Source organism: uncultured Flavobacterium sp., assembly GCF_963925415.1.
In the GTDB taxonomy this organism is placed as follows: domain Bacteria; phylum Bacteroidota; class Bacteroidia; order Flavobacteriales; family Flavobacteriaceae; genus Flavobacterium.
Window position 1 is genome coordinate 1 of record NZ_CAWUTS010000060.1, and the last position, 25,786, is coordinate 25,786.

Annotated in this window: 25 protein-coding genes and 1 tRNA gene; 14 read left to right on the plus strand and 12 right to left on the minus strand. The window is 30.4% G+C overall.

Annotation, left to right across the window (positions count from 1 at the left end; all coding sequences use genetic code 11):
• Positions 1–68: 68 nt before the first annotated feature.
• The 3 genes from AABM47_RS04665 to AABM47_RS04675 are packed head-to-tail and all read left to right on the plus strand — an operon-like array spanning position 69 to position 1,332.
• Positions 69–434, plus strand: coding sequence for an SMI1/KNR4 family protein (locus tag AABM47_RS04665; protein WP_338409764.1), 366 nt, complete (start codon positions 69–71; stop codon positions 432–434).
• Between the two features lie 18 nt (positions 435–452).
• A complete protein-coding gene (locus AABM47_RS04670) occupies positions 453–917 on the plus strand; it encodes a hypothetical protein (protein WP_338409765.1) in 465 nt (154 codons plus the stop codon).
• Between the two features lie 19 nt (positions 918–936).
• Entirely contained in the window at positions 937–1,332 is a 396-nt protein-coding gene (locus AABM47_RS04675) for a hypothetical protein (RefSeq protein ID WP_338409766.1), read from the plus strand.
• Between the two features lie 76 nt (positions 1,333–1,408).
• Here AABM47_RS04675 and gldC read toward each other — a convergent pair whose 3' ends face one another.
• Together gldC and gldB are read right to left on the minus strand one after the other, a co-directional pair.
• Positions 1,409–1,738 (minus strand): gliding motility protein GldC, encoded by a 330-nt coding sequence (gene gldC, locus AABM47_RS04680; RefSeq protein ID WP_338409767.1) that lies wholly within the window; start codon positions 1,736–1,738, stop codon positions 1,409–1,411.
• The gene (gene gldB / locus AABM47_RS04685; RefSeq protein WP_338409768.1) at positions 1,738–2,700 is read right to left on the minus strand and encodes a gliding motility lipoprotein GldB; all 963 of its coding nucleotides are present in this window, start codon (positions 2,698–2,700) and stop codon (positions 1,738–1,740) included. The genes gldC and gldB overlap by 1 nt, the downstream gene beginning before the upstream one ends.
• Before the next feature lie 79 nt (positions 2,701–2,779).
• Here gldB and nadE point away from each other — a divergent pair, with 79 nt between their 5' ends.
• Both nadE and AABM47_RS04695 read left to right on the plus strand, forming a co-directional pair.
• The gene (gene nadE, locus AABM47_RS04690) at positions 2,780–3,574 is read left to right on the plus strand and encodes an NAD(+) synthase (RefSeq protein WP_338409769.1); all 795 of its coding nucleotides are present in this window, start codon (positions 2,780–2,782) and stop codon (positions 3,572–3,574) included.
• Positions 3,575–3,653: 79 nt separating this feature from the next.
• On the plus strand, positions 3,654–4,277 hold the full coding sequence (locus AABM47_RS04695) for a response regulator transcription factor (RefSeq protein WP_338409770.1): 624 nt from the start codon (positions 3,654–3,656) through the stop codon (positions 4,275–4,277).
• On the opposite strand, the gene dnaG is transcribed toward AABM47_RS04695, so the two are convergent.
• The 3 genes from dnaG to rlmN all read right to left on the minus strand — a co-directional run bounded on the left by dnaG (position 4,274) and on the right by rlmN (position 8,590).
• Positions 4,274–6,250 (minus strand): DNA primase, encoded by a 1,977-nt coding sequence (dnaG, locus tag AABM47_RS04700; protein ID WP_338409771.1) that lies wholly within the window; start codon positions 6,248–6,250, stop codon positions 4,274–4,276. The two genes, AABM47_RS04695 and dnaG, sit on opposite strands and share 4 nt — an antisense overlap.
• 96 nt (positions 6,251–6,346) lie before the next feature.
• On the minus strand, positions 6,347–7,327 hold the full coding sequence (locus tag AABM47_RS04705; protein ID WP_338409772.1) for a polyprenyl synthetase family protein: 981 nt from the start codon (positions 7,325–7,327) through the stop codon (positions 6,347–6,349).
• Positions 7,328–7,549: 222 nt separating this feature from the next.
• Positions 7,550–8,590 carry a 23S rRNA (adenine(2503)-C(2))-methyltransferase RlmN gene (rlmN, locus tag AABM47_RS04710; RefSeq protein ID WP_338409773.1) on the minus strand — a complete coding sequence of 347 codons (1,041 nt, stop codon included), beginning with the start codon at positions 8,588–8,590 and terminating at the stop codon, positions 7,550–7,552.
• 71 nt (positions 8,591–8,661) lie between these two features.
• On the opposite strand from rlmN, the gene AABM47_RS04715 reads away from it, so the two are divergent.
• Positions 8,662–9,303, plus strand: a complete 642-nt coding sequence (locus tag AABM47_RS04715) for an O-methyltransferase (protein ID WP_338409774.1) — start codon at positions 8,662–8,664, stop codon at positions 9,301–9,303.
• 48 nt (positions 9,304–9,351) lie between these two features.
• Here AABM47_RS04715 and AABM47_RS04720 read toward each other — a convergent pair whose 3' ends face one another.
• The 6 genes from AABM47_RS04720 to AABM47_RS04745 all read right to left on the minus strand — a co-directional run bounded on the left by AABM47_RS04720 (position 9,352) and on the right by AABM47_RS04745 (position 14,796).
• Positions 9,352–9,909: a phosphatase PAP2 family protein gene (locus AABM47_RS04720; RefSeq protein ID WP_338409775.1), complete on the minus strand. Its 558-nt coding sequence runs from the start codon at positions 9,907–9,909 to the stop codon at positions 9,352–9,354.
• Positions 9,910–10,254, minus strand: coding sequence for a twin-arginine translocase TatA/TatE family subunit (locus tag AABM47_RS04725; RefSeq protein ID WP_338409776.1), 345 nt, complete (start codon positions 10,252–10,254; stop codon positions 9,910–9,912).
• 105 nt (positions 10,255–10,359) lie between these two features.
• Entirely contained in the window at positions 10,360–12,624 is a 2,265-nt protein-coding gene (locus AABM47_RS04730; RefSeq protein WP_338409777.1) for a M1 family metallopeptidase, read from the minus strand.
• Between the two features lie 18 nt (positions 12,625–12,642).
• On the minus strand, positions 12,643–13,146 hold the full coding sequence (locus AABM47_RS04735) for a DUF6702 family protein (protein WP_338409778.1): 504 nt from the start codon (positions 13,144–13,146) through the stop codon (positions 12,643–12,645).
• A gap of 29 nt (positions 13,147–13,175) precedes the next feature.
• A complete protein-coding gene (locus AABM47_RS04740; protein ID WP_338409779.1) occupies positions 13,176–13,994 on the minus strand; it encodes a carboxypeptidase-like regulatory domain-containing protein in 819 nt (272 codons plus the stop codon).
• A complete protein-coding gene (locus tag AABM47_RS04745; protein WP_338409780.1) occupies positions 13,984–14,796 on the minus strand; it encodes a hypothetical protein in 813 nt (270 codons plus the stop codon). Before AABM47_RS04745 ends, AABM47_RS04740 begins: the two co-directional genes overlap by 11 nt.
• A gap of 116 nt (positions 14,797–14,912) precedes the next feature.
• Here AABM47_RS04745 and pepE point away from each other — a divergent pair, with 116 nt between their 5' ends.
• A complete protein-coding gene (gene pepE / locus AABM47_RS04750) occupies positions 14,913–15,620 on the plus strand; it encodes a dipeptidase PepE (protein WP_338409781.1) in 708 nt (235 codons plus the stop codon).
• A gap of 31 nt (positions 15,621–15,651) precedes the next feature.
• Here the strand turns inward: pepE and AABM47_RS04755 are convergent.
• Positions 15,652–15,724, minus strand: a tRNA-Gly gene (locus AABM47_RS04755).
• A gap of 136 nt (positions 15,725–15,860) precedes the next feature.
• Between AABM47_RS04755 and AABM47_RS04760 the strand changes: the two genes are divergently transcribed.
• The 7 genes from AABM47_RS04760 to AABM47_RS04790 all read left to right on the plus strand — a co-directional run bounded on the left by AABM47_RS04760 (position 15,861) and on the right by AABM47_RS04790 (position 25,746).
• Complete coding sequence (locus tag AABM47_RS04760) at positions 15,861–16,304, plus strand: GNAT family N-acetyltransferase (protein WP_338409782.1); 444 nt, start codon at positions 15,861–15,863, stop codon at positions 16,302–16,304.
• 69 nt (positions 16,305–16,373) lie between these two features.
• On the plus strand, positions 16,374–18,818 hold the full coding sequence (locus AABM47_RS04765; protein WP_338409783.1) for a DUF5916 domain-containing protein: 2,445 nt from the start codon (positions 16,374–16,376) through the stop codon (positions 18,816–18,818).
• Positions 18,819–18,990: 172 nt separating this feature from the next.
• Positions 18,991–20,508 carry a 2,3-bisphosphoglycerate-independent phosphoglycerate mutase gene (gene gpmI / locus AABM47_RS04770; RefSeq protein ID WP_338409784.1) on the plus strand — a complete coding sequence of 506 codons (1,518 nt, stop codon included), beginning with the start codon at positions 18,991–18,993 and terminating at the stop codon, positions 20,506–20,508.
• 135 nt (positions 20,509–20,643) lie between these two features.
• On the plus strand, positions 20,644–21,315 hold the full coding sequence (locus AABM47_RS04775; RefSeq protein ID WP_338409785.1) for a TetR/AcrR family transcriptional regulator: 672 nt from the start codon (positions 20,644–20,646) through the stop codon (positions 21,313–21,315).
• Entirely contained in the window at positions 21,312–22,967 is a 1,656-nt protein-coding gene (locus AABM47_RS04780) for an ATP-binding cassette domain-containing protein (protein WP_338409786.1), read from the plus strand. The genes AABM47_RS04775 and AABM47_RS04780 overlap by 4 nt, the downstream gene beginning before the upstream one ends.
• 3 nt (positions 22,968–22,970) lie before the next feature.
• Complete coding sequence (locus tag AABM47_RS04785; RefSeq protein WP_338409787.1) at positions 22,971–24,317, plus strand: biotin/lipoyl-binding protein; 1,347 nt, start codon at positions 22,971–22,973, stop codon at positions 24,315–24,317.
• Positions 24,318–24,342: 25 nt separating this feature from the next.
• Positions 24,343–25,746 carry a TolC family protein gene (locus AABM47_RS04790; RefSeq protein WP_338409788.1) on the plus strand — a complete coding sequence of 468 codons (1,404 nt, stop codon included), beginning with the start codon at positions 24,343–24,345 and terminating at the stop codon, positions 25,744–25,746.
• Positions 25,747–25,786: the final 40 nt, after the last annotated feature.

Sequence of the window (25,786 nt, forward strand, 5' to 3'; positions counted from 1 at the left end):
GCACAACCAGAACACGCTAAATTTACTAATTATTGGAACGCTTTATTAAGAAAAAAATAGATAATATTATGATTAAAATAAAAAAAAATAATCCTGCAGAGGTGGAAGAAATAAATATGTTTTTAAAAAATATTAATTTCATATTACCTGACGGGTTTATAGAATTTTACAGCAATTCTAATGGTGCTGAAATTTATAGGGAAGAGGATTATTGTCTAATATGGGCAATAAATGAATTAATTCAATTGAATATTGATTATAATGTTTTAGAATATGCCTCTAAATTTTTTATTTTTGGCACTAATGGTGGTGGTGATGCGTTTTGTATTGAAAAGAGTACAGGCTTTATTTTTGTTATGCCTTTTATAGGTATGTCAAATGAGGATGCATCATTTATTTGTAATAATTTTTATTCTTTTATAAAAATTAATTAAATTATTAAACATTATCAAATGAAAACTAAATTTAATCTTCCCAATTTTTCAACATCTCAATTAGAGTATCAGTACAATTGGTTTACGGGTGCTATAACGTTTTACCAAAACGGGAGTCTTGTAGAAAAGAGTAAAGAAAAAGGAACACCATTATTGTTAAAAAATGATTTAGGTACACTTGTTAAAGTCTATCAAAAGAAAAGTTTTCCAGATTTTTCGCATTTAATTTTAACAATAGATGAAAAAGAAAACCTTATCAATAAAAGGCTTAAAGGTTTAGATTTGTTTTTAGCTTACATACCTGTTTTGTTAGTTTTTCTTGGCGGAATGGTTGGTGGTGCACTTGGTGGTGTTGCGTCTGTTATAAATGTAAATTTGTTACGGAAAAATTACAATAAACCGCTGCGCTATTTTTGGGTGTTTTTTGTATTATTTATTGTTATTGCTTTTTACTTTTTGATTTTAAAAATATTTATAAAATAAAAAATTTAACACTTTTTAGTTGTTTTTTGTCATAGAATGCGGAGCGGATTTTGCGAATAGTAAACAATATGAAGTGCTTCTCAAAGTTGCATTTACTAATGGAACTTACCCAATCCTACTTTTAGCCCTATGTTTTCTGTTAGCCAACTGCTCATCAGAAGACAATACTACTACCGAAAGTACTTTTGCTATTCAAGTAACAGCATCAAGTACTAATGTGGTTATAGACGAACCCTTTACAGTAACGGTTACTGCCAATGAAGAAATGAAAGATATATGGGCTTCTCTAGATAATTTTACTACAGGAGGCTATGCTAATTCTAATTTTGGCACAAGTTTTACACTAAATTATAATTTTGAAAAATTAGGCACACAAACAAACTATCCTTGTTACATATTATTGGAATCTTATTGAATTTAAAAAGGGCAGGCTTATAAAAGGCCCTTTTTCTTTGATTCGATGAAATAAAAATGATAAAAAAAATTAAAATCTACTTCACTAAATCCAACTTTTCTGCAAAATAAGTACAAAAATCTTTCATGGTTTCAGTCATTTTTTCATCGTCTGTAGCTCTAAAATAAGTGTCTGACATGGCTACTAATGTTTGATGAAAAAACAATTTCATTTCGTCAACAGGCATGTCTTTGGTCCACAAATCTATACGCAAGCTTTCTTTTGCTTTATTGTCCCATATAGATAACATTATGGCTTTAGTTTCTTCCATTTCTATGCCGCCATCTTGCGCAGTCCATGTTAATTTTTCGGGAATTTTATTTTCGTCTAATTCAACTAAGAATTTAATTTCGGATGTTTTTAACATTATTTTTTGGGTTTATATTTTGATTCTTCAAACAATTTTTTTGCGTCTAACGCAAGTATATCTTGCAAGGTTTTATTAGGGTGGTTAGCAGCATAACTTCGCACCATTTGCCAGCCCAGCCATGCACCAATTCTTCCTGGCGATTCGGCATCTATTTCTAAATAAAATTTAGAAAAAGGGGCATCGTTCATAAAACGCTGCTCGTTTTTAGGATTTGAATCATAGAGTAGTTTGTTTTCAATAAAATATCGCCACATCTGATCTTCATTTTCCTGACACCATTGCAGTTGACTTTGTGTGTATGCAATTTTATCAAAATCAGCAACATCTGGAATCAATAAATCTTTCATGTATAATTCTTTTCCTTTATATATCATAAAAGAAAGTAAATTTTTATTTTTTGGGGCTGCAATTTTTCCATACGAAAAGCTGCCAATAATATCGGGTAGTATTTGAGATTTATTGAACTTATTTTTTTTATACGCATCAAAATTAGCATAAAAAGGATGTTTTTGACCTAAATAACAATCTAAAGAAAGAAATAAAAAATCAGCTGTATAAATAACATTTGCATCTTCATCAACTTCAGTAATTACAGTAATTATTCGGGGTGTTTTAGTTTCAGGATAATAGTATTTAATATGTTGCAACAGCTTTTTAATATCAAACTCTAAGGAGCCTAAAGAGGCATACTCTTTTTGAACCTCATTGTATAATTCTCTTGAAATAGGGTCGTTTAGTTTGTTTATCCAAACAGAATCTGCATATATATCAGGAAACAAAAATGGGAACTCCGTTTTTAATTTGGATAAATTTTGTGGTTTTAATTCAAAGAATTTTTGGTCAAAACGCTCAATATTAAAACTTACAGAAATATCTGACACATCAACATTTGATACTGCCTTTTTCTTACATGAGCTTAGAATAAAAAAGCAAATAATTAAAAAGAAATACTTTTTCATGGAAAATAAATTTTATACTTTTATAGAAATAAATAATATGCAAATATAGTTTAATAATACCACATATAAATCTGAAAAAATGGCACAATCAACACACTTTGATCCAGAAAAAATAAACAAACATATTGTAAAATGGTTGTTCGATTATGCAACTAATGCAAAGATATCCGGATTTGTTGTAGGAGTTTCTGGCGGTATAGACAGTGCGTTAACTTCTACACTATGTGCACAAACGGGTTTGCGTACCTTATGTGTTGAAATGCCGATTCATCAGGCAGAAAGTCATGTTAGTAGAGCAAACGAGCATATGGAGCAATTAAAAAAACGCTTTTCAAATGTTTCAAATGAACGTGTAGATTTGACACCTGTTTTTGAAACATTTAAAAAACAAGTACTGGCTTCAGAAAACGAACATTTATACCATCTTTCATTGGCTAATACAAGAGCCCGCTTACGCATGTCTACACTGTATTATTTGGCAGGCATACATGTCTTGTTGGTTGCTGGAACAGGCAACAAAGTAGAAGATTTTGGCGTAGGATTTTACACAAAATATGGTGACGGAGGAGTCGACCTGAGTCCTATAGCCGACTTATTGAAAAGTGAAGTACGCCTATTAGCAAAACATGTAGGTGTTCCTGAAAGCATTTTAATAGCAAAACCAACAGATGGCTTGTTTGGCGATGAGCGAAGTGACGAAGATCAACTGGGTGCAAGTTATGATGAATTAGAATGGGCAATGGCGCAAGTAGAAAACGGTAAGTCTGTTGAAGATTTTTCTGACAGAAAAGCAGAAGTGATAGCTATTTATAAGCGGCTTAATTTGTTAAATAAACATAAAATAGAGCCAATTCCGGTTTGTTTAAAAAAATAAACAATAAAATAACATAATTTTAACATATTTGAGTAAAAAGTGTTTTATTTTTGATAAAATAATTATTAAATAAAACAAAATGTTAAAATTATGTGTCGCTGACAACAACCCAATAACCCACCAAGGTATAAAGTCGTACCTTAAGGAATCGAATGATTTTAATGTACTAGCATATGTAAACTATTTAGAAGATTTGTATGACTTACTTGACAATAAAGTGATACACATTGTAGTTTTGGACATTGAACTAAAAGGATTAACAAGTATTAATGATATTTCTAATTTAATAAAAGAATTTTCTCACATTAAATTTTTTGTTTTTTCCAATGTTTCTGAATCATTATATGCCAATAATGCTTTAAAAATAGGGGTTAAAGGGTATTTAGAAAAAAGTGCTTCTTTAAAAGAGTTTGAAACTGCGATTAAATCGGTTGCAATGGGTAATGTTTTTATTAGTAAATTTCTTAAAACACAAAACGAAAAAATTACCAAAAAAAGCGACCGCTTATTTAAAAAATTGTCGTCAAGGGAAATGGAAGTTTTAAAATATTTAGCAAGCGGAAAAAAAAATAAAGAAATAGCTGTAATTTTAAATATTGACGAAAAAACAATAAGCACCTATAAACTTCGATTGTTACACAAGTTAAGTGTTACAAATTTAATAGACTTAATAAATAAAGCTAAAAGTTTTGACTTAATTTAAAAATGCCTTGTCATAACTCTTCCAAGTTTTTTGGAAAACATATTGGTAAGTCCTAAATAATCAACAACCATGGATAGAATTTCCTTGTTGTCTTGGTCTTGTTTTTCTTTTAGCTCCACTTTTAAGTCGTCAATAATTTTATTGACCAAATACCATCTTAAAGTTAAAATTGTTTCTGTAACGTATTGAGATATTGATTTTTCCTTTTGTTTTACTATAATTTGTTGCGCTTCCCAATTGTGAAGAACTTCACGCTCTTCATTCATTAAAATAGAGGTAACTTCTTGTGCAATTTCTTCTGGAATTTGCTGCAAATAATGCTCAATTTCAAATTTTTCTGTACGATTATAATAATCAATTATATCTTTATATATAAGATTAAATAAAGGGTTCGCAAGTTCAATTTCATCTTCTTGCAAACTTAAAAATAAACGTTGATGAACTTTATACCTGTTAATCTCTTTAAATTCAAAAAGCTCACCTTCTTCATCTGCTCTGTGTGTAATATCTTCAAAATCATCTTCTATATTTCCATATAGCAATAAAATTTGAATTATTTGATGCTCTAATTGATATTGAACATCAACTTTTGAGGTTGAAGTAAGTGTATTATTCTTAACAACATCAAATGCTTTTTGTTCTGTTTTTAATTGCTTACTTGCTTCTGAAATATCCTTTTTGACCAATTGAGCCAAAGTGTTAAACAAAACTTCTTCGGAAATATCCATGATTCGAGCACACTCTTTAATATATACTTCACGCTTAATACGGTCTGGTATTTTAGAAATACTGACCACCATATCTCGAATCAAATCAGCTTTTTTAATAGGGTCGTTTTTAGCATCATTCATCAATAACGAAGCCTTAAACTGAATAAAATCTTTAGAATTTTCATCTAAATAACGCATCAAGTCATCATAAGAGGTTTTTTTTGCAAAACTGTCTGGGTCTTCGCCATCAGGAAACGTACAAACCTTTACGTTCATTCCTGCCTCCAAAATTAAGTCAATTCCACGAACAGAGGCGCGTAAACCTGCAGCATCTCCATCAAATAGCACGGTAATATTTGGGGTTAATCGGTTTATCAATCGAATCTGATCTGGTGTTAATGCTGTACCAGATGAGGAAACAACATTTTCAATGCCTGATTGGTTAAATTGAATAACATCTGTATAACCTTCTACCAAATAACAATTATTGTTTTTAGCAATGGATTGTTTGGCATGAAAAATTCCGTAAAGCACTTTGCTTTTATGATAGATATCACTTTCTGGTGAATTTAAGTATTTGGCAGCTTTTTTATCATTCGTTAAAATTCGACCCCCAAAACCTAAAACCCTTCCACTCATACTTTGAATAGGAAACATAACACGCCCTTTAAAACGGTCAAATTGTTTGTCTTCTTTAACGATAGACAGTCCTGTTTTTTCCAAAAATTCAAGCTTATACCCTTTGCCTAAAGCTTCTTTAGTAAAAGCGTCCCAACTTTCGGGAGAATAACCTAAATTAAATTTTTTAATGGTTTCAGCCGTAAAGCCTCTTTCTTTAAAATAGGATAATCCTATGGCCTTACCCTCTTCATTATTTAGTAAAATATTTTGAAAATAGGTGCTGGCGTATTCAGAAACCAAATACATACTTTCTTTTTCATTGGCAACGGCCAAATCTTGATCTGTTTGAATGGTTTCTTCAATTTCAATATTGTATTTTTTGGCTAAATAACGTATAGCTTCTGGATAAGTAAAGTGTTCGTGTTCCATTAAGAATGAAACTACATTACCTCCTTTTCCACTCGAAAAATCTTTCCATATTTGCTTTACTGGAGAAACCATAAACGAAGGAGATTTTTCATCTACAAAAGGACTTAAGCCTTTTAAGTTACTTCCTGCACGTTTTAAGTTTACGAAATCGCCAATAACCTCCTCTACTCGAGCAGTTTCAAAAACGGTTTCTATGGATGCTTGTGAAATCAAATTATTTATTTACGAACCGCTAAGTTACAAAGATTTTCTTTACAGTAACAGGTGTATTTTTACAGTAAAAATTATTTGAATAAAATTAAAAAAATACTATTTATTTCTTTCAATAACGTAGTTAACCATTAAAACTAATGAGGCTTTATATTCTGATTCGGGAAAATCTTGAAGTAATTTTAGGGCTTTTTGCTGAAATTCTACCATTTTATTTTCGGCATAAATTAAGCCGTTTTTGTCTTTAACAAACTGAATGACTTCTTTGACTCTTTTTTTGTCTTTGTTGTAGTTTTTTACCGAATTAATTACCCATCTTTTTTCTTTTGAAGAGCAATTATTTAAAGCATAAATTAACGGTAAGGTCATTTTTTGTTCTTTGATGTCTATTCCGGTTGGTTTTCCTATGGCATCATCGGTGTAATCAAATAAATCATCTTTAATTTGAAATGCTGTACCAATAAGTTCGCCAAATTTTCGCATTTTTTCAATTACTTCCGTGTTTTCAGGAGCAACAGAACAAGCCCCTAAAGCACAACAAGCTGCAATTAATGTGGCTGTTTTTTGTCGAATTATTTCGTAATAAATAGCTTCTGTTATGTCTAACCTTCGGGCTTTTTCTATTTGAAGCAATTCACCTTCGCTCATTTCACGAACGGCAACAGATATTATTTTTAATAAATCAAAATCGTTGTTATCAATGGAAAGCAACAAACCTTTTGAAAGTAAATAATCGCCAACTAAAACGGCAATTTTATTTTTCCAAAGCGCATTTATAGAAAAAAAACCTCTTCTCTTATTGCTCTCATCTACAACATCGTCGTGAACAAGGGTTGCGGTATGAATCAGTTCTATTACAGAAGCACCTCGATAGGTACGATCGTTAACAAGTCCCTCGGAAATCATTTTAGCAGTCAAAAAAACAAACATAGGGCGCATTTGTTTTCCTTTCCGGTTTACAATATAATAGGTGATTCGGTTTAATAAAGCAACTTTAGAGGCCATAGATTCGTGGAACTTTTTTTCAAAAAGTTCCATTTCTAAAGCAATAGGTGTTTTTATTTGTTCTACTATTTTCAAATGTGCATTTGTTAATTAGAGCGTATGTATTTACAATATCATTGCAAATACAAAAGTAGTTAAAAACATCAATTGTATCAAAGCAATCCTATCTTTTATAGACCTAAAAGAAACAGAAGCCTTTAATGAACTTATTAAACTCGTAAAACAACTCGTGATTGGTTCAATTAACTTCAAATAAGTAAATACTACTGCAGATACAATACTACAAGAGTATACGTTTTAAGATTTATTGGCCAACTGACCACAGGCAGCGTCAATGTCTTTACCTCTACTTCTTCTAACTTTTACGATGATCTTATTTTTTTCAAGAGCGGCAATGTAATCGTTAGTTGCTTGCTCTGATGCTTGCTGAAAATCGCCATCATCAATTGGATTATATTCAATAAGATTGACCTTACAAGGTACATATTTGCAAAATTTAACCAACGCATCTATAGAGGTTTTATCATCGTTAATTCCTTTCCAAACAACATATTCATAGGTGATCGCGCTTTTGGTTTTGCTGTACCAATATTCCAAAGCTTCACGTAATTCGGGTAACGGAAAGTTTTTCGTGAAAGGCATAATTTTGTTTCGCGTTTCTTCAATAGCAGAATGTAACGAAACGGCTAATTTAAATTTTGCTTCGTCATCTGCCATTTTTTTTATCATTTTTGAAACACCCGAAGTAGAAACCGTGATGCGTTTTGGTGACATTCCTAAACCCTCCTTAGAGGTAATCATTTGTATAGATTTCATAACGTTTGGGTAATTCATCAACGGCTCACCCATTCCCATAAAAACAATATTAGACAAAGGCCTGTCAAAATACAAACGACTTTCGTTATCAATAACTACAACTTGATCGTAAATTTCACCGGGATCTAGATTTCGCATCCGTTTTAAACGAGCTGTAGCGCAAAAATTACAATCCAAACTACAACCCACTTGACTGGAAACACAAGCTGTTGTTCTTGTTTTTGTAGGAATCAGAACACTTTCTACAATTAAGTCATCGTGTAAACGCACCGCATTTTTTACTGTACCGTCTTCGCTGCGTTGCATAACATCTACTTTGATGTGATTGATTACAAAGTGGTCGTGCAGCATAGCACGTGTCTCTTTAGAAACATTGGTCATATCTTCAAAGGTATGAGCACGCTTGCTCCAAAGCCACTCATATACTTGATTGCCCCGAAAGGCTTGGTCTCCATTTTCTTGAAAAAATGATCGGAGTTGTTCTTTAGTTAAAGCTCTAATGTCTTTTTTTGTGGTTTGCATGGCGCAAAGTTAGGTTAATTTGTTTAGTCGTTAAATTGTTAATTTGTATTTTTGTGTAAAATATATAATATATGCATTTCATATCCGAAGAATTAGAAGAATATGTTGCAAATCACAGTCAACAAGAACCTCAACTTTTAAAAAAATTAGACAAAGAAACCCATCAAAAAATCATGCAACCTCGCATGCTTAGTGGTCATTTTCAGGGTCGTGTTTTGAGTATGTTATCTAAAATAATCAATCCTAAACATATATTAGAAATTGGAACATATACAGGTTATGCGGCTTTATGTTTGGCAGAAGGTTTACAAAAAAATGGATCTTTGGACACAATAGACATTAATGAAGAGTTGGTTGAAATTCAAGAAAAATATTTTAATTTATCAAAAAATAAAAATCAAATTACGGCTTACTTAGGCGATGCGTTAGAGATTATTGCAACTTTAAACAAAAAGTATGATTTAGTGTTTATTGATGCCGACAAAGAAAACTACATCAATTATTACAACATGATTGTACCAATGATGAATAAAGGTGGAATAATTTTATCGGACAATGTATTGTGGAGTGGTAAAGTTTTGGAAACTTTAAACCCAAAAGACCTAAGCACTAAAGCTTTGTTATCGTACAATAAATTAATCAATGAAGATTTACGTGTTGAAACAGTTTTATTGCCCATTAGAGATGGCTTAACGGTTACAAGAGTGCTCTAGAGGGTTTGCTTTTTAACTTAAATGATGTATAAAAAATTTAAGACTATTTTATTCTGTTTTTTTTATGAATAAACAATATAATTTATAAAAAATAAAACCGATTATAATTCCAAAAACATAACCTGACGCTATATCTAAAGGAAAATGAAGTCCTAAATAAATGCGACTATAAGCGAATATTAAAGGAAATAAAAATAACAAATAAGTATGTTTATAATATGTTCTTATAATTAAAAATATAAACACGGTTGAAGCTGTAGAATTTGATGCATGACCAGAAAAGAAACTAAAGGTTTTACTGCTTTTTACAATTCTTATAAACTCATTTATTTCTGGGTCACTACAGGGCCTTAGCCGCTGAAATCCATTTTTAAAAAGATTGGTAATTTGATCTGTTGCGGTGATCAATAGCGCTAAAAAAAGAATGACTATTCCAATGTTTTTCCAGCCTATTTTGCGTTGCAGAAGATAAAAAATAGCTATAAAAAAAGGTGCCCAATTAAATTGTTTTGTAATCATCAACCAAAGATTATCAAAAGGACTGCTGCCTAATCCGTTTAAAAAAATAAAAAAATCTTTATCTAATCGTATTAGCTCGTCTACCATTTATTGTCTTTTTATAGGTCCTGATAAATTTTCAATGTCTTCTTTAACCTTTTGAATGGGTTTTGCAATATCTGAAGCAATGTTTTCCATGGGGTTCACTGCTTTTTTAATTCCTTCTTTTGCTTTTTTAATTTCTTCTGAAATGCCGCCGGTTAGTGTGTTTAAATCCATACCGTTTTCTGTAGCACTTTTTTGAATTTCATGTTTAATTTCGTTGGTTGCATTTTTTAATTGCGCCATACTTTTCCCAAGAAATCGAGCTATATCTGGTATTCCTTTAGAACCAAAAATCATTATAGAAATTAATATGATGAAGAATAATTCTCCGCCTCCTATTCCAAACATGGTATGATAAATTAATTTTGAATAGCAAAGTTACAAAGAAAAAAATAACCTTTGACTACATTTTAAATTTAGTCAAAGGTTATTTTTTATAAAGTTAAAATAAAATTAGTTTTTTTCTAAAGCGTCAAATTTTGTTTTTACAGCTTCTTTGGGCCACATGTTATTTTCAAGATCTATGTCTGCTGTTTCTAATTTTGGATCCAATTGTATTTTTACTATTTTTTTATCGGTAGCAAATACCCGCTTGGCAGAGTTGTTATTCATTCTCCAAATTTGCGCTGGAAACTTTTGAATTTCACTGGTTCCATCTTCATATTGCAATTCAACAATAAGAGGCATTATCAATCCTCCTGGTTTTTCAAATTCTACTTCGTAAAAGAATTTTGGGTTTTTTAATGCTTTTTTCTCTTCTGCAGAGTAATGTTCATTTATATAATTTGCCAATATTTTTACATCTTTTACTTCAAATGCTTTTTTATTTTTTTTATTAAATTCTTTATGATTTGCATCAATTAAATAAACGAAAGGTCCTTCGTTGAAGGTAAATCGACCTGTTTTCATTTTATAATCTTTTAAATCTGATGTAGGCTTGTCTGCAACATAATATTCTTTTACTCCTTTTATTGCTAAATCTACGTAATCTGTAGAATAAAACCATCCTCTCCAGTACCAATCTAAATCTACAGCTGAAGCGTCTTCCATGGTTCTAAAGAAGTCCTCTGGTGTTGGATGCTTAAACATCCATCGTTGCGCATAGGTTTTAAAAGCATGATCAAAAAGTTCGTGGCCCATAACCGTTTCACGAAGAATATTTAAAGCCGTTGCGGGTTTTCCGTAAGCATTATTTCCAAATTGAAATATGCTTTCAGAATTTGACATAATAGGCGAAATAAAATCTTGATTTCCTTTCATATAAGGCACAATGTTTTTTGCAGGACCTCTTCGGGTTGGAAACTTAGAATCAAATTCCTTTTCGGTTAGGTATTCTAAAAATGAGTTTAGGCCTTCATCCATCCAAGTCCATTGTCTTTCATCTGAATTTACAATCATAGGAAAATAATTGTGACCTACTTCATGTATAATTACACCCAGCATTCCATATTTTGTTTTCTCTGTATAGGTTCCGTCTTTATCAGGACGCCCATAATTCCAACAAATCATTGGATATTCCATTCCTTGATCTTCAGCCGAAACTGAAACTGCTTTTGGATACGGATAATCAAAAGTGTGTTTTGAATACGTTACTAAAGTTTGAGCTACTGCTCTAGTAGAAAACTCGCCCCATAGCGGATTAGCTTCTTTTGGGTAGATGGAAATAGCCATTGGCTTAACAGTTTTCAATTGAACAGCCATGGCGTCTAACATAAATTTTCGAGAGGTTGAAAAACCAAAATCACGAACGTTTATAGCTTTAAAATTCCAGGTTTTCTTTTGATCAGAAAATCCTTTTTCAGCCTGTTCAGCTTCTTTTTGTGTTACAATAATTACGGGTTTGTCAAATGTGTTTTGAGCTTTCTCCCATCTTTTTACTTGTTCTTTTGTGTATACTTCGCTTCTGTTTTGAAGTTCACCTGTTGCTTCCATTATATGGTCTGCAGGTACAGTAATGTTTACATCATAGTCTCCAAAAGTTAGAGCAAACTCACCTCGACCCCAAAATTGCATATTTTGCCATCCTTCAACATCACTATAAACAGCCATTCTTGGAAAAAATTGAGCAATAACATATAAACGGTTACCATCTTCAAATTGTTCGTAACCTGAACGGCCACCATCAAGGCGATAGTTATTTAGGTTATACCACCATTTAATTGAAAACGTTGTTTTTTCATTGTTTTTAAGAGGTTTGTCTAAATCTATACGCATCATGGTTTTATTGATGGTATATTTCATAGGGTTTCCATTAGCATCTTTTACATAGTCTAAATTAAATCCACCATCAAAGCCGTTTTCCAAAAATTCTTTTGCAAATCTATCTTCTGTTAATGCTTCGCTAATTCTTTGATTTTCTACTAAAGGGCTATCAGATGTAAGAGAACGCATGTTTTGATCTAACTGAATCCATAAATACTCTAAAGATTCAGGGGCATTATTAGTATACGTAATCGTTTCTGTTCCGTATAATTTTGTGTTTTTATCGTCAATTTCAACATCAATATTATAATCAGCTTGTTGCTGGTAATAAGCGGGCCCTGGTGTTCCAGAGGCTGCTCTAAACATATTAGGAGTTGCTAAAAGATCATACATTTGACGAAATTTGTTTTCGTTATAATGTCCTGCTTCTTTTTTTGAGTCATTTTTTTCTTGTGCATTTATTTGCGCAAACACAAATAAGAAGCTAAATGACAATAATGTTAATTTATTTTTCATGGATTTAATTGATTGGATTTAGAATTCTAGTTTTTCTTGTATGTTGGTATTGGTAAATAAAAAGCTTTTTTTAATGCTATTGATGTTGGTATGTAATAAATTTTGTTGCTCAGAAAATTGCTCGAATAACACAGCATTATAAAGTGTTATTGATTTTAAGTTTTTTGAATAGGCTAAGGTTTGATAACAAATCAGTACATCATCTTCAAACTCTTTGGCTAAAAAGAGCATTTCTTGTGGTTTATCATTGATGGAAATTTTTAATTTCTCATTCAAATATGCTGCAATTAAAACATCTGATTCTTTGATTTCTTTTGCAGTAGATAAATAAATTTTTTTTTTGTATTTTGTTTCTAAAGCCTTTTCTATATCATCAATAAAAACCCTAGATGTAATTTGAAACTCTTTTTTATCTTGTTTATAATCCACCTGAAAAACACCTATATAAAATTTGTGAGTTGAAAATGAAGTAAATGATAATGATAAAAAAAGAAAAACAGTCGTGATTATAAACCTTTTCATTTAGCAAATATAAAATTTTATTCTTCTTTTTATTGTTTTTTGAAAGCTTCTGCTTTAAAAATTAAATATTCTATGAGTTTTAAATGATTTTCTGGCTTTAAAAACTCAACTAATTCACTTACTGAGGTTTCTGAAAAAGCTAAAAAATTTGGAATATCTTCATTTTTAATTTTTAATTGACTTATAAAAAAATGATTCGAAAATTGTTCTTTCATATGCTCTCCAAAAGGTTTTGAGGCAACATCTTTAAATCTTTTTTTATTAAAAGCTTTATGAATCGCAGATGTTTTTTCTTTCTTGTTGCCTACTAATTCTTTAATTCCTTTTCCAATAAAACCAAAAATCGCTAAAAAATTCACTGGTGTTTGAGCTAAAATTGTTGGCATAGCTGTATTTCTTATTCTCGTATTTCTTATGTCGTTCGCCTTTAATTTTTTTAAATCTTCCATTGAACTAGTAAAACCATATGTTTTTATTTTATTTGTATCAACTTCTAAAACGCCTGTTAAAGTATAAGGAGAAACCATCACTTCATTTAATTCGTTAATTTTTGTTTGCAAATATATTTCTAAAACTTCTTTATCTAAATCGGTTATTTGTACGATATATTTTGCGGACAAATAAGCTAAGCCTTGAATTACTAATGTGTCTTTTTCTCTCATCTTTATTGAAAACTTTCCGTCTATATCTGTTACAGCTCCAATGTTAGAAGAAACATTAAAAACCGTGATATTTTCAACATCAAGAGAATCAGATTTTATTTTTCCAACAATTAAATCTCTTTCTTTAACTTGAGAAAATGAAATAAATGAAACCAATAAAAATAGATAAAAAAGTTTATTTTTCATCTTTATCTTCTTTGATTTGTTGAGACAGATATTCTTTTCTGTCTTCAATTTTTAATGGAATTTCTTTTAAAATTAAATAATTAACGGCCAATTGATGTAAAATAAAAGTGGCTTGTGTTTTATTTTTAATCCTTAAAGCATTAGAAAAGGGCACATTGTCATCAATATAGTAATAAAAACCAGCTATATAATCTTCTGGAATCAATAGCGTATCCATCATGTATTTTTTATTAAAATAAGCTGCCGTCTTACTTTGTACTAATTCTTTACGCTCAACAATTAGCTCTTTTTTTAACATAGTAGTTCTACCACTAATTTGATTGATTAAACCTTCAACGCTCATTCCTCCTAAAGGAATTAACAAAGGGCTATACCATTTAAAAACTTCTGCAGCTTTAATTCTTCGTTCTGCTTTTGTGTATACTTTTGCGGGTTTTTGTAAAATACCTAACGAAACGGCGTTCATATTTGGATATTCTGTAACAACAACTTCCTTAAGATATTCCAAATTAGGTTTGATGACAATTAAAAACAATTTCTGAGACATGTCCTCTTGGCGAATTACATATTTTTTTTGTTCTAAAAAAATAGCACTAAAAATTAAAGTGTCAGATGCTTTAGCAAGAATAGAAAAATAACCCTCTTTATTTGAAACCGATCCATTAATTGTTGAAATATTAATAATATGAACTCCTTCTAAATCTAAAACTTCAGAAACTATTTTACCCTTAAACATTGTGCCGTTTTGGGCCCAAAATAAAACAGGAAAACATAAAAAAAAGAAGAGTACTATTGTTTTCATAAACTTAAATAAAAGATAAATGTAAATGTAAAAAATGTATTCTTAACAAAATCTAAAAGGATTATAAACTTATCTTAAGACAATTAACTAAATTTGTGTTTTAAAACAAAATGAAAATGAAAAAAATCATCATAGCCAGCACCTCAACACTGCATAATGGGAGCTATTTATCCTATTTATCACCTACTTTAAAAAAACATTTTGAAGGAGTTAAAAATTTAATTTTTATACCTTATGCAAGGCCAGGCGGACTATCACATGATTCATATACTCAAAAAGTGAGCTTGTTTTTTGAATCATTAAATATTAATGTAAAAGGCATTCATGAATTTGAAAATACTATAAAAGCAATTGAAAATGCTGAAGCTATTTTTATAGGAGGTGGAAATACTTTTGTTTTACTAAGCGAGTTGTATAAAAACAATTTATTAGACGCCTTAGAGATAGCAGTACAAAACGGAACTCCCTATTTAGGCACAAGTGCCGGAAGTAATATTTGCGGTTTAACTATTGGCACAACAAATGACATGCCGGTAGTTTATCCGCCAAGTTATAGAACATTAGGTTTGGTTTCATTCAATATCAATCCGCACTATTTAGATGCTGATGTTCCATCAACACATATGGGAGAAACCAGAGATACTAGAATTAATGAATTTCATTTTTACAATCCACAGCCTGTTATAGGCCTAAGAGAAGGATCATGGTTAGAAGTAAATGGAAACTCTATACAATTAAAAGGGCATTTAACCGCTCGTTTATTTAGACCTAATGAGCTAGCTGTAGAAATTGAACCCGAAACAGAGCTAAATAATTTAAAATAAAAAAACCTCAAGGCTAGCTTGAGGTTTTTAGAGCGAAAGACGAGGCTCGAACTCGCGACAACCAGCTTGGAAGGCTGGAGCTCTACCAACTGAGCTACTTTCGCATTATTGAGGTGCAAATATAATGCATATATTTGTTCAATTGCAAATTTTTTATGAATATTTTAATTGTTTTTTTATTATAATTTTGCCTGAACTGTTTGCGAAACTTTAACCAATTAACATACAAATATTTATACTATGACAACTGTTCAAAAAGTTAGTTTAAAAAGTGTTTACCCCATCAGACATTTAGTCTTAAGAAAGGAAAAGCCTATAGAAAGTTGTTATTTTGTTGATGATGAAAAAAAATCAACCCTACATTTTGGTGTAATTTTAGAGGATAAAATTGTTGGTGTTGGATCGTTATTTGAACAAAAAAATGAACTTATAAATTCCAAAAAACAATTTCAAATTAGAGGAATGGCAATTTTAGAGGAGCATCATGACAAAGGGTTTGGGACTTTATTGTTGCATGAAATTGAAGCGGTTTGCAGCGCCAAAAAGGCAACTACTATTTGGTTTAATGCACGTGAGAAGGCAGTAGTTTTTTATAAAAAATTAGGTTATGAAGTTACTGGTAAACCATTTGACATACAGGGAGTTGGTATTCATATTGTGATGAAAAAAACCATTAAGTCTTAAAGTTTAGTTAAAAATAAATTAAAATTATTTTTAACTAAAAAATAAATTATTTTTATTAAAAAATATTACATGCGTTTTTTTCAATTACTTGTTGTTATTGCATTTATTAAACCCTCTCTTCTTTTTAGTCAGGAAAAAGCTGGTTTTAAAAAACAAATTACTGCATCTTTAAGCTCATTTCCAATTTCTATAGATGGAGAATTAAACGAAGAAATTTGGAAAACAGCTCAAATAGCGAAAGATTTTGTGGGTTTCGAACCTATTAACGGATCATCTGAACCTGAAGGATTAAAAACAGAAGTTAAAATACTATATGACAACACCGCTATTTATATTGCTGCAAAACTATATGATCATGAACCTTTAAAAATTTTAAAAGAAATTACAGAACGTGATAATTTTGGCATATCTGATACTTTTGGCGTATATATAAATGGATTTAACGACGGCCAACAAGATTTTCAGTTTTATGTTTCTGCAGCAAACGGTCAAGCTGATTGTAATTTTACTTCACTAGAAGGGGAAGATTACTCTTGGAATGCCATATGGGATAGTAAAGTAAAAATTACACCTGAAGGCTGGGTTGTTGAAATGAAAATTCCTTATGCAGCCTTGCGATTTCCAAGTATTGATAATCAGACTTGGGGCATTAACTTTTATAGAGAAGTAAAACGAAATAGGCAGAAATACACTTGGAACTTTATCGACAATAAAACAAGTGCTTTTTCGCAACAAGCAGGTGTTTTAAATGGAATTAAAAACATAAAACCACCTACTCGTTTATTTATTATTCCATACACATCTGCCTATTTAAATTTAAGTAAACAAGAAACCTCGTACACTTTTAAAGGTGGATTAGATCTAAAATACGGACTAAATGACTCTTTTACTTTGGACGCTATTTTAATTCCTGATTTTGGTCAAACAAAATTTGATAATGTAGAACTTAATCTTGGCCCTTTTGAACAACAATTTAATGAAAACCGTCCTTTTTTTACAGAGGGAACAGACTTATTTACCAAAGGAAATTTATTATACTCTAGAAGAATTGGAGCTGGACCAAGTTTATATCCTGATTTAGATGATAACGAAGCAATAGAACACTACCCAACCAAAACAAACTTACTGAATGCTATAAAGATTTCGGGAAGAGATAACAACGGTTTAGGGATTGGATTTTTAAATGCCGTTACTGAAAAAACAGATGTGATTATAAAAAAAACCTACCTCAATGATGTCAATGAAGAAGTTATAGAAGAAAGAAAAGAAACTGTATCTCCTTTGACCAATTATAATGTTACGGTTTTAGACCAACGCTTTAATCAAAATTCATCTGTTTCATTTATTAACACAAATGTAACCCGAAACGGTAGTTTTAGAGATGCAAATGTGACCGGATTGCTTTTTGATTTAAACACAAAAGACAATGCCTACAGTGCTGCAGGAAAAATTAACATGAGCAGCATCATTGATGTAAAAAATACCAATGGAATTGAATCATCATTATATCTATCGGAAAACAGTGGGAATTTTCGTTTTGCTTTAGAAGGTCAATACATCTCAAAAGATTTTGACAAAAATGATTTAGGCATCAACTTTCAAACCAATTATCATGTGATTTATGCAGGCACAAGTTATCGCATTTTAAAACCCAGTAAATTATTCAATTCGTTTAGAGTTAATTTAAATAATTATTTTGAATTTAATAATAATTCAAATTATTTACAACAAAATAACATCAATATTGGTCTAAATACTACTACAAAAAAAAATAATTATTTTGGCATTGGATTAAATATAAAACCGTTTAAAAGTTATGATTATTATGAATCTCGAATTGATAATCGTTTTTTAATTACACCAACATATAATAATATATGGCTTAAGGTTTCAACAAATTACAACAACAAGTTTGCGTTTGATTTGAGTTATAATTACACCAAATCAAACGCACCTGGGCGAAGTAGTTTTGGATTAAACATAAGTCCTCGTTATCGTTTTAACGACAAGTTTTCTTTAATTCACTCCATAAGCCCATTGATACAAAAAAACAATATAGGCTGGGTTGATTTTCTAGGTGCTTCAGATGAAATTATTATAGCTCAAAGAAACAGAACTACTATTGACCAAAGCTTAACGGGTAAGTTTTCTATTAACAGTCAAATGAATTTTAATTTGTCTGTAAGACATTACTGGTCATCTGCAGAAAACAATGCCTTTTATACCTTGCAAGAAAACGGTTATTTAATAGAAAAATTTGGGTATACAGAAAATAAAAACTCAAATTTTAATTCCTGGAATTTAGATTTGTCATATTCGTGGTGGTTTGCACCAGGAAGTCAAGCTACTGTTTTATATCGAAATAATTCTTCCGATTTTTCTCGAATTGTAGACACCAATTACAATACTAATTTTAATACTGTAATTTCAAATAATTTAAACCATGCTTTTTCTTTAAGCATTCGCTATTTTATTGACTACAATCAGGCAAAAAAAATAGTTGCAACTTTTTAAAATTTTACGCGAAGCTAAACAGCATTTTACAAATTTTATGTGGTTTTTAATACTAAAAAACAAAAAACACTATAAATAAACACAGTAAAGTACTAAATCGTTTTCGCATATAAATCTGAAATTAAAACATTAAGCCCTCAATTTATTTATATTTGTAAAAACAAATTAGGCGATGAATAAAAAAGTGATTTTGATGATATTAGACGGTTGGGGAAAATCTCCTGACCCTAAAGTCTCTGCTATAGACAATGCAAAAACCCCCTTTATTGATAATTTATATACCCAATATCCAAGTGCTCAATTAAGAACCGATGGACAAAACGTGGGCTTACCCGATGGACAAATGGGAAATTCTGAAGTTGGACACATGAATCTTGGAGCGGGACGAATTGTTTATCAAGATTTAGCAAAAATAAATTTGGCCGTTGAAAACAAGACCCTACATCAAGAAAAATCACTAATAGAAGCATTTGACTACGCTAAAAAAAACGACAAAGACGTACATTTTTTAGGTTTAGTATCTGATGGTGGCGTGCACTCACACACATCACATCTTAGAGGATTAATAGATGTAGCACAAGAGCAAGGAGTTCAAAAAATGTATGTACATGCCTTTACTGATGGCCGAGATGTTGATCCAAAATCAGGAGTGAAATATATTGAAGATTTAGAAAACTACCTAAAAAACACCAATGCCAAAATAGCTTCTGTTATAGGTCGCTATTATGCTATGGATAGAGACAAACGCTGGGAAAGAGTCAAAGTAGCTTATGATTTATTAGTACATGCCAAAGGCACAAAAACTCAAAACCCTATTCAAAATATAGAAAAAAGCTATCAAGATAATGTTACAGATGAATTTATTAAACCCTTGATTGTAACAGATTCAAACAACAACCCATTGGTAACTATAAAAGAAGATGATGTTATTGTTTTCTTCAATTTTAGAACCGATAGAGGAAGAGAACTAACCGAAGCCTTATCTCAAAAAGATTTTCAGGACCAAAACATGCACAAATTAAATTTGTACTATGTAACCATGACAAATTATAATGATACTTATTCTAACGTTCATGTTGTTTATGACAAAGATAACATCACAGAAACTCTAGGTGAAGTGTTAGAAAAAGCCAACAAAAAACAAATTAGAATTGCCGAAACAGAAAAATACCCACATGTTACCTTTTTCTTTTCTGGTGGGCGAGAAAAACCTTTTGCAGGTGAAAGTAGAATTTTAAAAAACTCACCAAAAGTGGCTACTTATGATTTACAACCCGAAATGAGTGCCTTTGAATTAAAAGATGCTTTGGTTACTGAACTTAAAAAAGGTGAAGTAGATTTTGTATGCCTAAACTTTGCCAATGGAGATATGGTAGGACATACTGGCATAATGGAAGCAGCCATAAAAGCTTGTGAAGCAGTAGATATTTGTGTAAAAGAGGTGGTTGAAACAGCTTTAGAAAATAATTACACAACTATTATAATTGCTGACCATGGAAATTGTGAAACTATGATTAACCCTGATGGAAGTCCAAATACAGCACATACAACTAACCCTGTGCCTATTATATTAGTAGACAAAGATTTAAAAGAAATTAAAGATGGTGTTTTAGGAAATATTGCACCCACAATTTTAAAATTAATTGGCATCAAACAACCCGATGTTATGACTTGCAAACCCTTATTGTAATTTATAGAAAATATTTTTAAGCTTTAATCCTGATGTATTTCAGGATTTTTTTTGTACCAATCACAATTAAAAGTTAAACTACTTGATGTTAATAGTAATACTATTACTTTTGTAAAATATAAATCAATTGAAATCATGAACACCTTGCTACATAATTTTAAAATAACCATTAATAACAAATTATTTATCAAAGATCCTGAGACATCTACATTAGGAAAAAAAATACTTCAAAACAGTATTATTCTAATAGATGAAATTGGTTTTGAAGCATTTACATTTAAAAAATTAGGCGAAAAAATTCAGTCCAATGAGAGTTCTATTTACCGTTATTTTGAAAACAAACATAAGCTCTTAATTTATCTATCATCGTGGTATTGGTCTTGGATGGAATACAATTTGGTGTTTGGTACTAATAACATTTCTGACCCTGTTGAAAAATTATGTATTGGTATTAAAATCATTACTCAAAATATTAAAGATGACAAAAATACACTTCATATTGACGAATCTGTTTTAAATAGAATTATTATTTCAGAGTTTACAAAAACGCTTTTAACCAAAGAAGTTGATGAAGAAAACAGTGAAGGTTTTTTTTTAATATACAAAAGAGTAATTTATAGAATAATTGAAATGATAGAAACCGCAAATTCAGAATATCCCTATGCTAAAAGTTTGGCTTCATCGATCGTAGAAGGTTCTTTACATCAATATTATTTGAAAGAACATTTTAAAACAATAACGACATTGACCGATAATGAATGTCTATCTGACTTTTATATTCATATGGTTAAAAAAACAATATCATGAAACCTATTCAAAGATTTAAAAGCCTAATTTCTGTTGATAAAAAAGACATTAGTCAATTGTTCATATATGCAGTTTTAGCAGGTTTAATAAGTTTATCTATTCCATTAGGCATTCAATCTATAATTAACTTTATTCAAGCGGGTCAAGTTAGTACTTCATGGATTGTACTTGTGTTTGTTGTCGTGATGGGCGTTGCATTTGTTGGTGTTTTAAAAATAATGCAATTTAGAATTATCGAAAATTTACAACAGAAAATATTTGTGAGGTCTTCATTTGAATTTGCTTATCGTTTTCCTAAAATTAAATTCAGCAGTCTTTATAAGTTTTCACCACCCGAATTAGCCAATCGTTTTTTTGACACAATATCAGTACAAAAGGGGTTTCCTAAATTAATATTAGAAATTTCAACAGCTGCATTACAAATCATTTTTGGAATTTTATTACTGTCCTTATATCACTCATTTTTTATATTTTTTGGTATAATTTTATTAGTGTTATTATACTTTATATTTAAAATAAATTTTAACAAAGGACTAGAGACCAGTTTAAAAGAATCAAAATACAAATATAAAGTTGCCCATTGGTTACAAGAAATTGCTCATAATCATTTGAGTTTTAAAAACGAAAAACTTTTTGATTTTTCATTGCACAAAAACGACAAATTAGTAAATGAATATTTAATACACCGAGAAAGTCATTTTAGAGTTTTAAGAAAACAATTCATACAATTAACAGGTTTCAAAGTACTAATTACAGCTGGATTATTAATTATTGGAGGTGTATTGGTTTTAAATCAACAAATGAATATTGGTCAATTTGTAGCTGCCGAAATCATCATCATTACTATCATTACTGCAGTTGAGAAACTTTTTTATGGTTTAGAATTATTTTATGATGTAACTACATCTTTAGAAAAACTAGGGACAGTTGTAGATTTAGAACTAGAAAGCGAAACAAACAAAGCGAAACATCATTTAGAAAACGAAGCTTTATCTATTGAAGTAAAAAACATATTTTTTCAATTTCCAGATAATGAAGTCCCAATTATTAATGACATTAGCTTGACTATAAATAAAAATGAAAGAGTATTAATTCAAGGAGAAAACGGTTCGGGAAAAACTACCTTATTACGAATTCTTTCTCGACTGTTAGAGCCATCAGTAGGAACAATTTATTTAAACGATACCAATTATAAAAAATATTGCATTGAAGGGTTTCGATCTAATATTGGTGTAATAACAATTGATGACAGCCCATTTGAAGGAACTATTTTAGAAAATATTACATGCAACAATCCTACCATCACAAAAAATGATGTTAAAAACATATTGGATCAATTAAAATTAACCGAATTAATTAAATCACTACCGCTGGGATTAGATACACCAATGTTTTCAGAAGGAAAAGGAATTAATTCATCTGCTACTCAAAAGATATTATTGGCCCGGTGCATCATTTTAAAACCTACTCTTCTGTTTTTAGAAGAACCTGTTGATTCATTAGATAAAGATTCAGCAGAAGACATAATAGACATCTTAACCGCTCCTGAAAATCCATGGACACTAGTAGTGATTGCAAAAGGCAATTATTGGAAAAAAAAATGCACTAAGGTTATTACGCTAAAAAAAGGTCAAATTAAATCGATAAATTAAATTATGTTAAACATTACAAACAATAAAATTGAAAAATGGGTTGATTTAACAAAATACAAATCAACTAAAATTTTAATAGATAATAAGAGCTATAGGTTGGTAAAAAAAACCATTTGGGCATTCATTTGTTTGTTTTTAGTATTCTTGTTTTTACCCTGGACTCAAAATGTAACTGGAGCGGGATCTGTAACTACTTTAAAGCCCAATCAAAGACCACAAACCATCCAAACAGCCATAGCGGGTAGAATTGAAAAATGGTATGTTAATGAAGGAGATTATATTAAAAAAGGAGATACTATTTTATTTATATCTGAAATTAAAGAAGATTATTTAGATCCAAATCTTGTTGAGAACACAGGCAAACAGGTAATTGCTAAGGAAAGTTCTGCAAACTCATATGCTTCAAAAGTAGAGGCTTTAAAAAACCAAATTGGAGCAATAGAAAATGAAAGAAATTTAAAATTTAAACAAGCTCAAAACAAATTAAAACAAGCATATTTAAAAGTAGAAAGCGACAGTATTGATTTTGAAGCCGTAAAAACCCAATTATCTGTTTCTAAGACACAATATAACCGTTCAATAAATTTAAACAACGAAGGATTAAAACCTTTGTCAGATGTTGAAGAAAAAAAAATAAAACTTCAAAATTCTGAAGCCAAAATAATCACACAAGAAAATAAATATTTGGCATCACAAAACGAAGTTCTTAATTCTAAAATGGAGTTAAATCGTATTTTAGCTGAATATTTAGAAAAATCTTCTAAAGCCGAAAGCGATAAACAAACAGCTTTAAGCTCTCAGTATGAAACTGAAGTTCAGGTTAATAAATTAAAAAACCAGTATACTAATTACCAAATTAGAAACGGGATGTACTACATTTTAGCCCCTCAAAACGGATATATAAATAGAGCGCTACAGTCGGGCTTAGGCGAAACCCTCAAAGAGGGAACTCCGGTTGTGAGCATCATGCCCGCAAATTTTGACATTGCAGTTGAAACCTATATAAACCCGGTAGATTTTCCCTTAATTCACAAAGGAGAAAAAGTTAGAGTTTGGTTTGACGGTTGGCCATCAATTGTTTTTAGCGGATGGCCTGGAGCATCTTATGGGACCTTTGGAGGCAAAATTGTTGCTAAAGAAAATTTTATTAGTGAGAATGGAAAATACAGAGTTCTTATTGCTCCAGACGAAAGCGACAAAGTATGGCCAAAAGAACTGAGTATAGGTGCGGGTACACAAACCATCGCACTTTTAGAAAATGTATCTATTTGGTTTGAAATTTGGAGAAATTTAAATGGGTTTCCACCAAATTATTACAAGCCCAACACCAAAGCAAAAAATAAATTGTAACCGCAAACATAAAGCGTGTCTACACATGAATTTCCCTAAAATGAACAAAACAATTTATATCGTTTTTCTTTTATCTATTTCCTTTATTTATGCTCAAGAAAAGCAAATAAAAGAATTTACATTTAATGAATATTTAGGTTTTGTAAAACAAAATCACCCGTTAGTAAAACAAGCCAATTTAAAATTAAATAAAGCTCAAGCAATACTCATGGAAGCTCGAGGTGCTTTTGATCCAAAATTAGAGGCCGAATACAACCAAAAACAATTTAAAGACCAAAACTATTTTTCGGTTTTTAACAGTAGTTTCAAAATTCCTACATGGTACGGAATTGAAATAAAAGCTGCTTTTAACAACAACGACGGTGTATATATAAACCCCGATTTAACGGTTCCAAATGCTGGTTTAACTTCATTAGGAATTACAGTTCCTCTTGGGCAAGGTCTTTTTATCAATCAAAGAATGGCTGATTTACAAAAAGCTAAAATTATTCAACAATTAAATCAAGCTGAAAGAAATTTAGAAACCGTAGATATTCTTTATCAAGCCGCTGTAGCATATTTTGAATGGGCAAAAAATTATAACGAAGTGGCATTATATCAAAAATATTTAAACAATGCAAATATTCGATTTGAAGGTGTTGTAGAACTAATTAAACAAGGAGACAAACCGGCTATAGACAGTACTGAAGCTCAAATAACAATACATTTAAGAAAATTAAATTTGGAAAAATCAAGTTTAAAACTTCAAAAATCCAGATTGGAATTATCTAATTATTTATGGTTAGAAAACAATATTCCTATAGAGTTAAACGAAGCCTTATTTCCTGAAATACATTTATCGCTTACCATTAAAAACACTTTAGAAACTAACAATATAATTGATTTTAACATAAGCAATCATCCTAAAATTAGTGCCTTAAACTCTAAGATAAACATATTAAAAGTCGATCAAAAGCTAAATGCAAACATGCTTTTGCCTAAAATCGATTTGAGTTACAATTATCTTTCAGAACCTAGTGCTTTTGAAAACTACCGTTTTCAAGATTATAAACTGAGGGTAAATTTAGCATTTCCACTATTTTTAAGAAAAGAAAGAGCAAAGCTAAAATTAGCTAAATTAAAAGTTCAGTATACCGAATTTACATTAGCATCTGAACAAATTCAATTGAAAAATAAAATTGAAGCTCAACAATTTGAAATTACTTCATTAGAAAAACAAATTAGTATCAATACTAAATTAGTAGACCAATACAACACCATGCTTAATGGGGAAGAACGCTTATTTAGTTTAGGAGAAAGTTCTTTATTTTTAATTAATTCACGTGAAAACAATTTAGTACTTGCTCAAATAAATGTTTTACAATTAGAAAACGAGTTTTATAATGCGAGTGTAAACTTATATAAAACAATTGCTAATCCTAATTTATAGTAGTTTTATCTAAAAAAAAAACTGTCAGGGAGAAAAAGGT

Bases quoted from the DNA above. Each gene is read 5' to 3' on its own strand.
- AABM47_RS04785 (WP_338409787.1), top strand. From the start codon at position 22,971: ATGTTAAACATTACAAACAATAAAATTGAAAAATGGGTTGATTTAACA.
- AABM47_RS04720 (WP_338409775.1), bottom strand. From the start codon at position 9,909: ATGGTAGACGAGCTAATACGATTAGATAAAGATTTTTTTATTTTTTTA.
- pepE (WP_338409781.1), top strand. From the start codon at position 14,913: ATGAAAAAAATCATCATAGCCAGCACCTCAACACTGCATAATGGGAGC.
- AABM47_RS04780 (WP_338409786.1), top strand. From the start codon at position 21,312: ATGAAACCTATTCAAAGATTTAAAAGCCTAATTTCTGTTGATAAAAAA.
- nadE (WP_338409769.1), top strand. From the start codon at position 2,780: ATGGCACAATCAACACACTTTGATCCAGAAAAAATAAACAAACATATT.
- AABM47_RS04725 (WP_338409776.1), bottom strand. From the start codon at position 10,254: ATGTTTGGAATAGGAGGCGGAGAATTATTCTTCATCATATTAATTTCT.
- AABM47_RS04670 (WP_338409765.1), top strand. From the start codon at position 453: ATGAAAACTAAATTTAATCTTCCCAATTTTTCAACATCTCAATTAGAG.
- AABM47_RS04735 (WP_338409778.1), bottom strand. From the start codon at position 13,146: ATGAAAAGGTTTATAATCACGACTGTTTTTCTTTTTTTATCATTATCA.
- AABM47_RS04790 (WP_338409788.1), top strand. From the start codon at position 24,343: ATGAATTTCCCTAAAATGAACAAAACAATTTATATCGTTTTTCTTTTA.
- AABM47_RS04730 (WP_338409777.1), bottom strand. From the start codon at position 12,624: ATGAAAAATAAATTAACATTATTGTCATTTAGCTTCTTATTTGTGTTT.
- rlmN (WP_338409773.1), bottom strand. From the start codon at position 8,590: ATGCAAACCACAAAAAAAGACATTAGAGCTTTAACTAAAGAACAACTC.
- AABM47_RS04715 (WP_338409774.1), top strand. From the start codon at position 8,662: ATGCATTTCATATCCGAAGAATTAGAAGAATATGTTGCAAATCACAGT.
- AABM47_RS04745 (WP_338409780.1), bottom strand. From the start codon at position 14,796: ATGAAAACAATAGTACTCTTCTTTTTTTTATGTTTTCCTGTTTTATTT.
- AABM47_RS04740 (WP_338409779.1), bottom strand. From the start codon at position 13,994: ATGAAAAATAAACTTTTTTATCTATTTTTATTGGTTTCATTTATTTCA.
- gpmI (WP_338409784.1), top strand. From the start codon at position 18,991: ATGAATAAAAAAGTGATTTTGATGATATTAGACGGTTGGGGAAAATCT.
- AABM47_RS04665 (WP_338409764.1), top strand. From the start codon at position 69: ATGATTAAAATAAAAAAAAATAATCCTGCAGAGGTGGAAGAAATAAAT.
- AABM47_RS04695 (WP_338409770.1), top strand. From the start codon at position 3,654: ATGTTAAAATTATGTGTCGCTGACAACAACCCAATAACCCACCAAGGT.
- gldC (WP_338409767.1), bottom strand. From the start codon at position 1,738: ATGTTAAAAACATCCGAAATTAAATTCTTAGTTGAATTAGACGAAAAT.
- gldB (WP_338409768.1), bottom strand. From the start codon at position 2,700: ATGAAAAAGTATTTCTTTTTAATTATTTGCTTTTTTATTCTAAGCTCA.
- AABM47_RS04760 (WP_338409782.1), top strand. From the start codon at position 15,861: ATGACAACTGTTCAAAAAGTTAGTTTAAAAAGTGTTTACCCCATCAGA.
- AABM47_RS04775 (WP_338409785.1), top strand. From the start codon at position 20,644: ATGAACACCTTGCTACATAATTTTAAAATAACCATTAATAACAAATTA.
- AABM47_RS04765 (WP_338409783.1), top strand. From the start codon at position 16,374: ATGCGTTTTTTTCAATTACTTGTTGTTATTGCATTTATTAAACCCTCT.